Below are 12,270 nucleotides of genomic sequence, written 5' to 3'. Positions count from 1 at the left end.
GCGCTGCCATGGCTTCCGTTGAGAGTGACCTTTAGTCCGCATCGCGTACGGTCCTCACCATGCTGTCGACGTGGAGGCGCTTGCCGTCTGCCTTAGTCAACAATCCGTCCCGGTACGCGCGGACGACGGCGCCGAAAGCGCGACCTTTGAGACCGGACAGATCCTTGATCGTGCGCACCGGGTAGCTTCCCTGCAGCGACCGGACGATATCGCGCACGACTGCGTCCGCCTCGGGATCGGATTGCCGCGACCAGCGATGCATAAGGCGTGCGTCCTGGACCTGGGACCGGCTGAAGCTTTTCTCGGTGACGATCCGGATCTCGAACCCTGCGGCCGTGCGTACACGGCCCATCAGTTCGACGAACTCGGTCGGATTTCCGTGCTCGTCGAAGACCTTCCGCGAGGGTTTGACGGCGTAGCCGACCTTGCGCCCGTCCGCATAGACCGCGAGGTAGTCGAGCGTATGCGTGGTCTTCTTTCCGGCGCGGTTTCGCAACGGGATCGGCGGCGGCTGATCCCAAATATCGATAAGCGATGTGTCGCTGAGCAGGATGTGGAGGGTGTGAAGCTCGAGCAGGGACTCGAACACCACCATCCTCTCGAGACCGCCGTACTTGACGTGCGTCGCTCCCCTCTGGGAGCCGCGGCCGCGAAGGGCGATGTACCGCGTCGCCCGGCTCTGAGACGGAGGCACGAAAGGCGGGGCCAGGTTCATGGCCGTCATCGCCGCCAAGACGTCGGGAGGAATGGCGTAGTGCGGGGCGCGAGATTTGGAGAAACGGGGCAGGGCGTTTCCGCCGATACGGCCGAGGTCGAGCTTCGGGGCGGCGTCGGGCGAAGTGATAATCTGGTACTTCATGATCGGTTCGCTTCGGACAGGGCTATCCGTTCCGCGAAGCGATGCCGCGCGGTCGAGACGTGCCGATTGATGGGATGTCGAATGCCCTTGCGTCGCGCGCCGTTTCGGGTACGCTATACGGGCGAGGCTTTGCTAGGCTTGCGCAATCTGGGCGTGGATCGTGGGTGCGATCCACGCCCGCTTCGTTTCATGCTTTCTTCACTCCATGGGTGCTCAATGGCGAAACCGCTTTCCTGCGGCTCGCACCAGGCTGTCTGGCAAAGCGATCTTCTGTCGCCGGCTCGGTTCGGTCGGGTTGCGCCCGACCTGCGACTCATGCTCAGAGGGATTCTTGCCAATCGCAAGCTTTTTTGAGTCAAAACAACGGCTTAGACTCCGCGGCTAACGTTTTGAGTCAATATTTTCAATAGCTTGGCGCCGGTTCCGGCAGCGAAGTTTCAGCTTTGCCATCGGGACGAAATCGTCGGCGTTCAAACTGAAATCTTCCCGCCGTCGGCAGCCGCGCATTCGGTCATGGGTGTTCGAAGTTCAGTGAAACCCCCGGATCTCCGGGCGTTTCAGGCGAGCGGAACCGACGACGAGCAAACGAATCGGTTCGCACCGATTCGTTTTCGCTTCCACACAAACCGCTCACCTGGCCGGCCCCCGGTCGGGAAATCTTATGACGTTGCCGTCCGAAACTTCATCGTCGTCCAGTCCGGCATTGCGGTGGGCGACGTCGACCGCCACACGGCCGATCGTCAACAGGGCCGCCCGGCTCGCTCGCTCGAAGGCCTCTTCGCCCAGGGCGACACGAAGCTGAAGCAGCCTTTCCAGCACGGAAAGCAATAGTCCATCGCTCATCGGGAGGACACCGGCGTTCGATGACGCATGATCTCGAGGAAACGTTCCGCGCCGACCTGGCGCTTTTCTACGAGTTCCTCCGCCAAGCTTCGAACCGTTTCCGAGTGCGTCGACATCAGCTGCAGTGCCTCGGCATAGAGCCGCTGCAGATCCCGATCCACAATCTTCGCAAGTTTCGGATCGGAAGCGATCAGCGCGGGCATGTTGTCCATGTCCGCCCGGAAAACCATCTCGTCACCGAGTCCGGCGCCGAAATGCACCAAGCCGACATATCCGGTCGCGCGGGCCAGGTCGCTATACGCAGCCCCACCGGCACCGGAACCCGGTTCGCCGAGGAGGATCTCCTCCGCCGCCCGGCCGGCAAGGCATTGGACGACGTTTCCCTCGATGTCATCGCGCGTCGACCCCAGATCCCGCCCGTCGAGTTTGACGAAACCTCCAATGTCGCCGCGTCGCACCAGCGTCACCACCTCGACATGGCCCACGTCCAGGACATGTGCTGCCACCGCGTGCCCTGCTTCGTGGAGCGCGGTGCGCCAAAGATCCTTTCCCGTACGCGTGTCGGCAGGGGCGATCGCGCCCATCAGGTCTTCCATGGTCATCGGCCTGCCCGCCAGGCGGGCGGTTCGCCTTGCCTGGCGCACCCAGCCTACGGCCGTCGCACCGGTGTTGCCGGCTCCCAGACGCGCGGCGTCCGACAAGTCTTCGCCCGAAAGGTCATCGCCTAGGTGTTGTCGAAGGATACCCCGCATCCCGACGTCGTCTGGAGGCCGTACGGTGACGATCCGGCTTAATCTTCCTTCCCGGATCATGGCCGGGTCCAGGACCTCGGCGTGGTTTGTGGCCGCCACCACGATCAGGCGTTCGTCAAGGCCCGTCACCGCCCTTTCCAAAGTGGTCAAGAAATGGGTGACCACCGGCGTCCACCAGTCCGCATTTCGACTGTCGAGTCGAAGACGGCTTGGAATCGCGTCCACTTCGTCCAAGAAAATGATTGCCGGGGCAGCTTCCCGGGCGTCGGAGAAAATCTTGTCGATCTGCTTGATCACGGAGTCCAGATAGCCGGGGCCGGCGCTGAACCATTCCCCCACCGAAGTCGTGAACAAGGGGAGGCCGCAACTTTTCGCCAGACTTCTCAGCAGGGTGGTCTTGCCGACCCCGGGCGGACCCGCGAGCAGCGCCGCGGGACTTCCGATATCCCGGAACGAGATCGTCCCGGCGCGCCAGTCGGCGATGTCCTGCGTCAGCTCGATCGCCCAATCCCGCGCTTCGCCCATGCCGTGGATATCCTCGACGCCGGGAACGTCGTGGTCGACTTCAGGAGCTCTTGCCGCCTTTCCGGCGGTAAGCCTCCTGACGCACTCTGCGGCTGTGCTCCCTTTCCGGATCCCCGCGACCAGTTCCTCGAAGCTCAGGCCCTGGCCCAGGTTATGGGGAACGTCGATCGGCAGATCGCCGGTGATCGACTTGATGACGATGGCGATGATTTCGGGCGAGGGGTGGGGTACGCGCAAGGACATGTCCGCTGCGGACACGAGGGCGCGCGGCAGAAACTCCATGGGGTGCTGCGAGACCCCAAAGACCCGGCGCCCCCTGGCCAGGGCAACCGTGGTGTGCTCGACCGCCTGATCGTCGTCGGTGAGCTTCCTTCTTTTCGTCTGAGTGCAGCTGAAAGCCCAGTCGCCCGCTTTCCTGATGGCCTTGCTTATCGGGGCCACGAAATCCGCGGAGGGCGCGTGGACCACGACGCAGAATCCTTGCCGTTCGGCCAGCTCCTTCATTCCTGGTTTTCCAACGGCGGCTTCCAGCATGACGCGCGGCAGGATCAAGCCCGCGTGCTCCCGCGAGCCGCCGTCATCGTCTTCGTATTGACCGTCCACGATGTCCTCCAAGATGGATGCCTGCTCGGTGCTCATGTCAAAGTCCCTCCAGTCGCGGTGCGCCGAGGGCGTAGAAGCGGGAAAGGCTTCGCACCCATGTGCGCCCGGGATCGATCGCGAAAATTTCCGAAGTCAGCGCTTGATGGCCGTCCTCGATCGTGGGGTGGCCGTACACGGTGCCGCGCAGGCAAAGGCTAGGGCGCCGATCGAGCACCCAGTGGCGGAGCAGCGGGGCTGCATCGAGCTGCGCGGGCGTCGGCACCTCGCCGCGATCCAGCTTTTCCAGATCGTCAGCCAACCGTCTGAGCCGGTCGACAATCACACATGTCGTCTCACCGGTAAGGTCGAAGTCCCGGCTCATGGCCGGACTCCGTTCCCGGCGAGGGTGACGCGGCTCCGGCTGGAAAGTATGCCGTCGTCGATGCTCAATGCGCCGTCCACGTCGAGTTCGAGGATCGCGGCTACGGGGTTTTCGTGTTCGAGACGCGCCGCCAGCTCGAAGAGCCCGGCGCTACCGTGCCGGAGGAAATGATCGAGGACGCGGAGTCGATCGTCCGCTTTCACGGCCGTCGCGGCGCCGGCGTCGCGGCCGGACGCCGCGCTGGCCCTGAGCAATGTCTCGGGCACGGCGAGGAAGCGAAGGCCGAGCGCTTCCGCCTTCCGGCCGTACCGCCGCACATGATCCGCCGTCATCGCGTCGCGGGAAAAGCGGCGGGGTATCACGAGAAGGCAGACGGCATCGCCGTCGACGTCGATCTCGAAGCTGCAGCATGCTTTGTCGTCTAAACCTATGTCCCGCAATCGGTTCACCGGTTTGGGATCCAGTCCTCGGGTGTGGAGAAGGTTCTCGACGAAGCTGTGAAGACGCTCGTCCGGCAAGGGAAAGGCGTAGGCGGATCGGTCGGAATCAAGGCGAAAGACATCGTTCATGCGAGAACACCTCGTTGCATGGGAGATCGACGCCGGCCGGTAAAGGCCGTCGAGGGTTTTAGTGACGATCAAGGGCGGTGGGGCCGCGTCAGCCGGTGCAGACGCGGCCGGTCAGGGAGGTGATGGCGAAACAACCCGCCGGGTCATGTCTTTCGTCGGCGACGCACCAATGCTCGAAAGAAAGCCCTCCGGCGACGACCGCGAAATAGTGCTGCAGGATAGGTCCGCCATGGTTTACGGGATTCCGGATCCTGCTTTCCAGCGCGGCCTGCGGTATGACCAAGCAACGAAGCCCTAAATCGCGTAGCACGCGCAACGCCGCCTTGAGCCGCTCCTGCGAATTGGAGCAATGCCATGCGCGGTTGGACATCCCGATGACGTGGAGGATGCCGAACGCGCTGTCCACCCTATGGACGGACACCGCGTCGGCGGGGATACCATGCTGGGTGAGAACGTCACGGACGGCACGGTCCTTGCCGAGAGACTTGACGCCTTCGACCTGGCGAAGTCCTTCGGCGAGCAGGGAGTTGAATTTTCGACGGCGGCGTTCGCTACGGTCACGATGGGACCGCTTCGCCGATTTGGCGGGATCGGGAGTCGCAATCATACCTTCTCTGCCCGCGGGCAGCCCCTGTACATCGGTCTGAGGAGATGGCGCATATGGCGCCCGAGAAGGAAGGTTTTGATCGGCAGGCCACGCTGGTGACCGCACGCTGCTTCCATGCTCTAGTCACTAGAGGAATTACACATGATTGTCAAGTATGTTTGCGCAAATTGAGCAATGGCGGCGATTAGGGTTAAGCTGGGGTTACCTACCGATTCGCGAGGACACCCCGGTGGAATCCAAGCCTGACGCCGCCCAGATCCGGGCAGGACGCGCTCTGTTGGCCTGGTCGCAGGAAGACTTGGCGGTCCGTAGCGGCACGAGCCGCCGGACCGTCAATGCAGCCGAGAGCGGTCATGCGGTTACGCCGGAAACCCTGCAGGCCCTTGCCGATGCCTTCGCGGCTTGCGGCGTCGTTTTCCAGAGGTATCGGGACGGTGTCGGCGTGCGTCTGATCGAAACGCATTAGCCCAGGAACATGCGACATCGACCCAGGTTGTCGCCGTGATTTCGGTCGGAACCGCTTTAACCTTCGTCGATAAGTCGCCTGATCTTGGCCAGCCGGACGTCGAACCCCTCTTCTGCGGCAAGCGTGCCGAAGAACCGGCCGTCCGCGGTCACCAGCTGGATCGAAGCCTGATGTTCCATCGTGTAGTCGCCTCCTTCCATCGGGACCTTCTCGAAGAAGATGTAGCGATCGCGCGCCATGATGGTGACCTGGTCGAGATCGCCCGTCAGCCCGGCAATGCGCGGATCGAAGTAGTCGACGTAGTCCCTCATGATCTCGGGGGTATCTCGCTCGGGATCGACGGAGACGAAGACCACCTGGAGCTTGTCTGCGTCCGGTCCTAGTGCATCGAGGATCGCCGACATCTCCGAGAGTGCGGTGGGACAAACGTCCGGGCAATGCGTGAAGCCATAGAACCAAGCCGACGGCCTGCCGATGAAATCGGTTTGGGTGACCTGTGCTCCGGCCTGGTTCACAAGCGTGAACGGCTTGGCGTAGATGGCTTCTCCGGCATCGGCCGTGGAGACCCGGGGGCCGTATGCAAGGAACGCGGCGCCGCCGGCGGCCACCGCCACCAGCACCCAGAGGACGATGCGCAGGTTGCGCAGGCTGAAGTTACCGGCCATCAGCCGCCATGCCCCACATGCGAGGATCCTGCGCCGGATGTCCGCTCCTCGACCTTGAAGGTGACGTCGATCCGACCGGCTTTCTCGAATACCAGCGTTGCCGGAACTTCGTCGCCCACCACGTAGCGCCGGGAAGGCTTGATGAACATGGCGTGCATGCCGTCGTCGAGCCAGACGGTCTCGCCGGCGGGGATCGACAGGCCCTCGGTCATCGGCTGCATGCGGGCGATGCCGTCCGTCACCGTCGAGTTGTGCATCTCGACCTTTTCGGCGGCGGTGCTTTCGATGGCGACTAGGCGGTCGTCGGTCTCGCCCATGTTCTGGATGGACAGATAGCCGCCCAGCACCGGAGCGTTCGGCGGCGCCTCCTCGATCATTGGATGATCCAGGTAGATGGCGCCCCGGGTGAAATCGTGGGCGGTTGCGGGCAAGGCCAGCAGGCCCAGGACCGCCGACAAGAGGATCTTTTTCATCAAAGGTGCTCGGTTCAGGGCTGGAAAGGATGTCGTGGTCGACATTAAAGGTGGTCGGGGTCGACGCCCATGCGACGGGTTGCACCTCGCAAGCGTCATGGTGTCGCTGGCATCTGCGAGGTTGCAGGAGGTAGGGACTGCCTAATCTCGCTCCTCATGGCTAGGGATACGCCCACGAACCAGAGGACCAGCACCGCCATCGCTCCCCACAAGAAGTATTGGAAAATGCGCAACGACAGGGGCGCTCTGTACCGCTGCTTCTCCATTACCGCCGACCCTTACCGCTCCACGCCAGAAGGCGCATGGCGTTCGCGGTGACCAGCACGGTCGCGCCTGTATCTGCCAGGATGGCCGGCCACAGCCCGGTCACGCCGATCACCGTGGTCACGAGGAAGACCGCCTTGAGGCCGAGTGCGAGGGTGATGTTCTGCCAGATATTGGACATGGTGGCTTTGGACAGGCTGATCATGTCAGCGATGTCGGTAACTCGTCCATGCAGGACGGCGGCGTCCGCCGTTTCCAATGCCACGTCGGTACCGCCGCCCATTGCGATGCCGATGTCGGCAGCGGCAAGGGCAGGGGCGTCGTTGATGCCGTCGCCGACTTTCGCGACGATCTTGCCTTGGGACTGAAGCTCGCGAACGATGCGCTGCTTGTCCTCGGGCAGGAGGCCGGCGCGGACATCCATGCCGAGCGAGGCGCCGATGGCGCGCGCGGTCCGCTCGTTGTCACCGGTGAGCATGACGGTGCCCACGCCGACGTCGCGCAACGCCTGCAGGCCGGCCTTGGCATCCGGGCGCGGTTCGTCGCGGATGGCGAAGATGCCAGCGAGCTCGTCATTGGCGAGGAGCACCGAGACGGTCTTGCCTTCGTCGTTGAAGGCGACGATCCGGGCCCGGACATCTTCCGGGATGGCCACCCGCTCTGCCGCTGCCTCGAGCGAGCCGAGAAAGACCTTGTCGCGTCCGACGCTTCCGTTGACGCCCTTTCCGGGGACGGCGGTCAGATCGAAGCCCGGCGGCACCGGTGCCTTGTCGACCTTGGCACGAGCGATGATCGCCAGGGCCAGCGGGTGGCTGGAGCCCGTCTCGAGCGACGCCGCCATGGATAATACCTGGGTCTCGCTGCGGCCCACCGCAACGATATCGGTTACCTTCGGCCTGCCTTCGGTCAACGTGCCGGTCTTGTCCATGGCGACCATGGTGATGGTCCGCAACTGCTCGAGCACGGCGCCGCCCTTGAGAAGCAATCCGCGACGAGCGCCGGCCGACAGGGCGGCAGCGATCGCCGCCGGTGTAGAGATCACCAAGGCGCATGGGCAGCCGATCAGGAGGATGGCGAGCCCCTTGTAGACCCATTCGCTCCAGGAACCTCCTGCGAGCAGCGGCGGAACGATCGCGACCAACGCCCCGACGATCAGCACGCCGGGGGTATAGTATTTGGAGAAGCCATCGATGAAGCGCTCGGTCGGCGCCTTGCTCTCCTGCGCCTCTTCCACCAGGGCGATGACGCGGGCGATGGTATTATCCGAAGCTGCCGCGGTGACCCGCACCTTGATGGCCGTCTCGGTGTTGATGGTGCCGGCGAACACCATGTCGCCGACGATCTTGTTCTTGGGCACGCTCTCGCCGGTCACCGGTGCCTCGTCGATAGCGCCTCGACCCTCCACTATCTCGCCATCGGCCGGGATGCGGTCGCCCGGCCGCACCAGTACCACCTGTTTCAACGCCAGGCCGGCCGCAGGCACCTCCCTGACCTGGTCGCCCTCCACTAACAGCGCCGTCTTCGGCACCAAATCGGCCAGGCCCTTGATGCTGGCGCGGGCGCGGCTGGCCGCGAACCCTTCCAGCATTTCACCAACCAGGAACAAGAGCACGACGGTCGCGGCTTCCTCGCTAGCGCCGATGATCACGGCACCGATGGCGGCGATCGACATCAAGGTTTCGATCGAGAACGGCGAGCCGGCCATGGCGCCGGCGACGGCACGCTGCGCGACCGGTATCAGCCCGACCAGAAGCGCGACGAGGAAGGCCCAGTGGCCGACGTCGGGGACGATGCGGCCGATCAGATAGGCAGCCACGAGCGCGACGCCGCAGGCTCCGGTCAGGATCGCTTTCCTGGTTCGCCACCAGGGCGTTTCGCCACCGGCATCGTCGTGGCCATGCATGTGGAGGTGTAAGCCTCCACCTCGGTCGTGCTCGGCATGCTCGTCGTGATCCGCCCGCGGGCCCGAGGCAGCCGCCATCGGCTTGGTCGGATATCCCAGGTTGGTCACCCGGCGGGCGACCTCGACCAGGTCCGTAGCCGCCGAGTGCTTCACCGTCATCGAGCCGTTCATCACCGACACCGAGACGTCGTCGACGCCATCGATTCGCCGCGTGACGGTATCGACCTTGGTCGCGCAGGCGGCGCAATCCATGCCTTCCACACGGAACCGTGTCGTCGTCGGGGCGTCGGTCAAGAGAACTCTCCTTGCAATCCTGACCACGTGCCTACAACCTCCAGCGACTGTAGGAGCAAGCGCAAATGATTCACGGAATGGCGATCGGCAAGGCATCTGCCTCCAGCGGCGTGAAGTCGACCACGATCCGGTATTACGAGGACATCGGCCTGCTGCCTTCGCCGCCTCGAACCGATGGCGGCCGCCGCACCTATGACCGCAAGGATGTCGAGCGGCTGACCTTCATCCGGCATTCGCGCGAGCTTGGTTTCGAGATCGAGCAGATCCGGACATTGTTGGCACTGCAGGATCATCCCGACCAGTCATGTGCAGATGCCGACACCATCGCCAAGGCTCGCCTGGTGGAGATAAAGGCCAAGATCGCCAGCCTGACCGCACTGCAGGCCGAACTCGAACGCATGGTGGACGGCTGCAGCCATGGTAGGGTCGAAACATGCAAGGTCATCGACATCCTGGCCGACCACGGCAAGTGCGAGCATCATCAGGACTCAAGAGCACCTTAGTTGCCTAGGCCCTTCAACACCGATTATCCATCAATGCCGAAGGTCGTCGAGGGACGAACATGAGCATCGAACACGTCAAGACCGAGATTGATGGCTTCATCAAGGGGACAAGTCCGGCGGTGCTCTGCCTCCGAGGGCCTTGGGGTGTAGGGAAGACCTATACTTGGCGGGGCTTGGTGGATGAGCACGCAGCCAAGCGAACCAACGGCCTCAAGCGCTACGCACTCGTATCGCTGTTCGGCGTCAATTCGCTCGACGCATTGAAGGCGGCGATCTTCGAAAGCTCGGTACCACTGGAGGGCGCGGCACCTCAGCCCGATGAAACGACAGTCGCGGATTTGTTCAATAAGGCCGAAAAGCATGGTCGGCCATTGATCAAATTCATGGAGGGGCTTCCCGTCCTCCGCACGCTGGTACCTTCCGGCATCACCTCCATGCTCTCCTTTCTCTCGGTTCGAAACATGATCATCTGCTTCGACGACCTTGAACGTAGAGGGAAAGGTTTGGACCTTGCCGACGTGCTGGGATTGGCTTCCCTGCTGAAAGAGCAGCGGGGCTGTCGGGTGGTGCTGCTGCTGAATGAAGACAAGCTGGATGCCGAGAAGCCTGTTTTCGATCGCTATTTGGAAAAGGTCGTGGACGTATCGCTGAAGTTCAGCCCCACAGTGGATGAAGCCGTTGCTATCGCATCGAGCGGAGAGACTGCAATCGAGGCCAGCACCGCGGATATCTGTCGGCTCCTCGGTCTTCAGAACATCCGCATTATGCACAAGATCGACGTCAATCTCCGAAAGCTCCGGCAGCTGCTGTCGCGGTACGATCCGGAAGTTTTCGAGCGCATGAAGCTCAGCATGGCGCTGTTCTCGTGGTCTCATCTTGATCCAGATGCGGCCCCGTCGATGACCTTTGTCCGTGCCTATAACCGTTACATCCCCAACGAGAAGATGACGACGGAGGAGCTTGGTTGGGTCGCGGTACTCGAGGCTCTGAGATTCAGCCATGCTGACGAGGCCGACCTTGATCTGATGAGAGCGGCGGTAGACGGATTCTTCGACGTCGAAGCTTTACACCGCCATGCTGACGGCTACGCCGCTGCGATCGAGGCTGAGCGTCAGGATGGTTCTTTTGAAAAGGCTTGGGACCTGTATCACGACTCATTCGATGAGGACGAAGACGATGTCTTGTCCGCGATCGAGGCCTCTTTCAGAAGGAGCTTCAAGCGTATTTCGCCTACCAATCTCAACGGCACCATAAAGCTCTTCAAGGAATTAGGCAGACCGGAAAAGGCCAAAGAGCTCCTCGATCTCTACGTTCAGGGCAGAGACGACGAGGCAAGCTTCTGGAATTTGGACGAGTACATGTTCGAAGAGAATGTATCAGAGCCGGAGGTGCGTGAGGCATTCGCGGAAAAGCTCTACGCCATTCCGGACGAGCGCGATTTCCGAAGCGCATTGGAGGGGCTGCGGAATGGGTTCAACGAAGAAGATCTCGTAATGCTCGCGGCTGTCCCGGTGGACGAGTACTACAAAATGTTCAAAGAAGCCAAAGGCCCTCAGCTGCGACGACTTCTGGCCGGGGCATTCACGTTCGCCAAGGTGGTCAATCCGAGCCCGCCGATGACTGCGATCATGGGCCGGGCCAAGGAGGCGTTGAAGAAAATAGGTTCGGAGTCGCCCATAAACGCTCGAAGGGTCGCAAAATACGGGATTGCCGTTCCTAAGAAGAACCCGGCTGAAGGCTCTGGGTCTATTTCCTAGCACGCGCCCCAGAGCTAGCCTTCGACACGGTCGAACGGCTATACCAGAGCAAGGCCTGACTCACCTCCACGGCGAAAATTCGATCTTGTCTTACATCCCTGAGGATGTTCGGTCTTTGGGACCCGTTCCCGTTCGAGGGCCGGCGTTCTGAATGGCGACATCGACGATCTTTTCGGCCGTCGGCGCCCCGGGAAGCGCACCCGTGTAGTGCATAATGATTTCGCCGATCGCCTGTTTCACCAGTACGAGCAGTCGGTGCATCTGATCATGGCTCAAGACCAACCTTTTATCCGGCATAGGAAGATCAGCCATCTTTTTCAGTTTGGCGTGTTCGCTGGCGGCAACCATGCCTCCGGCATGGATGATGGCATTTCTGAGTATGCGTAGATCGCCCATGGCATCGATGCGGATCGAGTTCGGCTCTACCCCCCTGACGCGGGCTATCGCGGGCCGTACCTCCTCGTCCCAGTAGGCGAAAATGAAGACGATGATTGACGCGCAGAGCTGTTGCTCGTTGAAGCCGCCGTGGGAATTGTCGTCCAGATAGTCGGTGGCCCGACGAATGGTCGAGAGGATGACGTCCGGCTGGCTCGGATCCTCGGCACTGGTCCAGACCACGACGTTCTCGCCGTTCTTTGTCTCGATATGGTCCGGGCGGGTAACCCGGTGCACCTGCCGCCCGATCCGGACCGTATTGCCCTCGAACCCCGCGAGGCTGTCCATGTAGACGGCGGATTGTTTGTTCACGAAGTCGATGAAGTCCCGCAGGATCGGAAGCTCGGCGGTCGCCTTGTCGAAATCGGCCATGACGGATCCCTGCATCTTC

The 12,270-nt window shown here is 62.3% G+C and carries 13 protein-coding genes; 3 read left to right on the top strand and 10 right to left on the bottom strand.

Annotated features, from left to right (window positions below; translation table 11 throughout):
* Positions 1-31: 31 nt before the first annotated feature.
* From CCK88_RS07925 to CCK88_RS18220, 6 genes are all read right to left on the bottom strand, one after another.
* On the bottom strand, positions 32-859 hold the full coding sequence (locus tag CCK88_RS07925) for a hypothetical protein (RefSeq protein ID WP_086469912.1): 828 nt from the start codon (positions 857-859) through the stop codon (positions 32-34).
* A 630-nt stretch (positions 860-1,489) separates the two neighbouring features.
* Positions 1,490-1,702, bottom strand: a complete 213-nt coding sequence (locus CCK88_RS07920) for a hypothetical protein (protein ID WP_086469911.1) — start codon at positions 1,700-1,702, stop codon at positions 1,490-1,492.
* Entirely contained in the window at positions 1,699-3,618 is a 1,920-nt protein-coding gene (locus CCK88_RS07915; protein WP_086469910.1) for an AAA family ATPase, read from the bottom strand. Before CCK88_RS07915 ends, CCK88_RS07920 begins: the two co-directional genes overlap by 4 nt.
* A 1-nt stretch (position 3,619) precedes the next feature.
* Positions 3,620-3,943 (bottom strand): DUF6634 family protein, encoded by a 324-nt coding sequence (locus CCK88_RS07910; protein WP_140048923.1) that lies wholly within the window; start codon positions 3,941-3,943, stop codon positions 3,620-3,622.
* Entirely contained in the window at positions 3,940-4,512 is a 573-nt protein-coding gene (locus CCK88_RS07905) for a hypothetical protein (RefSeq protein WP_086469908.1), read from the bottom strand. The genes CCK88_RS07910 and CCK88_RS07905 overlap by 4 nt, the downstream gene beginning before the upstream one ends.
* A gap of 88 nt (positions 4,513-4,600) precedes the next feature.
* Positions 4,601-5,119: a hypothetical protein gene (locus CCK88_RS18220; protein ID WP_140048922.1), complete on the bottom strand. Its 519-nt coding sequence runs from the start codon at positions 5,117-5,119 to the stop codon at positions 4,601-4,603.
* A gap of 229 nt (positions 5,120-5,348) precedes the next feature.
* On the opposite strand from CCK88_RS18220, the gene CCK88_RS07890 reads away from it, so the two are divergent.
* Positions 5,349-5,585 (top strand): helix-turn-helix transcriptional regulator, encoded by a 237-nt coding sequence (locus tag CCK88_RS07890; protein ID WP_244557456.1) that lies wholly within the window; start codon positions 5,349-5,351, stop codon positions 5,583-5,585.
* A 56-nt stretch (positions 5,586-5,641) separates the two neighbouring features.
* Here CCK88_RS07890 and CCK88_RS07885 read toward each other — a convergent pair whose 3' ends face one another.
* The 3 genes from CCK88_RS07885 to CCK88_RS07875 all read right to left on the bottom strand — a co-directional run bounded on the left by CCK88_RS07885 (position 5,642) and on the right by CCK88_RS07875 (position 9,184).
* On the bottom strand, positions 5,642-6,250 hold the full coding sequence (locus CCK88_RS07885) for an SCO family protein (RefSeq protein ID WP_086469904.1): 609 nt from the start codon (positions 6,248-6,250) through the stop codon (positions 5,642-5,644).
* Positions 6,250-6,723 carry a copper chaperone PCu(A)C gene (locus CCK88_RS07880; RefSeq protein ID WP_086469903.1) on the bottom strand — a complete coding sequence of 158 codons (474 nt, stop codon included), beginning with the start codon at positions 6,721-6,723 and terminating at the stop codon, positions 6,250-6,252. Before CCK88_RS07880 ends, CCK88_RS07885 begins: the two co-directional genes overlap by 1 nt.
* A gap of 265 nt (positions 6,724-6,988) precedes the next feature.
* Positions 6,989-9,184: a heavy metal translocating P-type ATPase gene (locus tag CCK88_RS07875; protein ID WP_280173812.1), complete on the bottom strand. Its 2,196-nt coding sequence runs from the start codon at positions 9,182-9,184 to the stop codon at positions 6,989-6,991.
* A 65-nt stretch (positions 9,185-9,249) separates the two neighbouring features.
* Here CCK88_RS07875 and CCK88_RS07870 point away from each other — a divergent pair, with 65 nt between their 5' ends.
* Positions 9,250-9,687, top strand: coding sequence for a MerR family transcriptional regulator (locus CCK88_RS07870; RefSeq protein WP_425290616.1), 438 nt, complete (start codon positions 9,250-9,252; stop codon positions 9,685-9,687).
* Positions 9,688-9,746: 59 nt separating this feature from the next.
* The gene (locus tag CCK88_RS07865) at positions 9,747-11,444 is read left to right on the top strand and encodes a hypothetical protein (RefSeq protein WP_086469901.1); all 1,698 of its coding nucleotides are present in this window, start codon (positions 9,747-9,749) and stop codon (positions 11,442-11,444) included.
* A gap of 90 nt (positions 11,445-11,534) precedes the next feature.
* Here CCK88_RS07865 and CCK88_RS07860 read toward each other — a convergent pair whose 3' ends face one another.
* Positions 11,535-12,251 (bottom strand): hypothetical protein, encoded by a 717-nt coding sequence (locus CCK88_RS07860; protein ID WP_140048921.1) that lies wholly within the window; start codon positions 12,249-12,251, stop codon positions 11,535-11,537.
* Positions 12,252-12,270: the final 19 nt, after the last annotated feature.

Origin of the sequence: Devosia lucknowensis, assembly GCF_900177655.1 — a bacterium.
GTDB classification, from domain to species: Bacteria; Pseudomonadota; Alphaproteobacteria; order Rhizobiales; family Devosiaceae; genus Devosia; species Devosia lucknowensis.
Note: the sequence above shows the minus strand (reverse complement) of the source record. Positions and strands in the feature narration are given on the sequence as shown.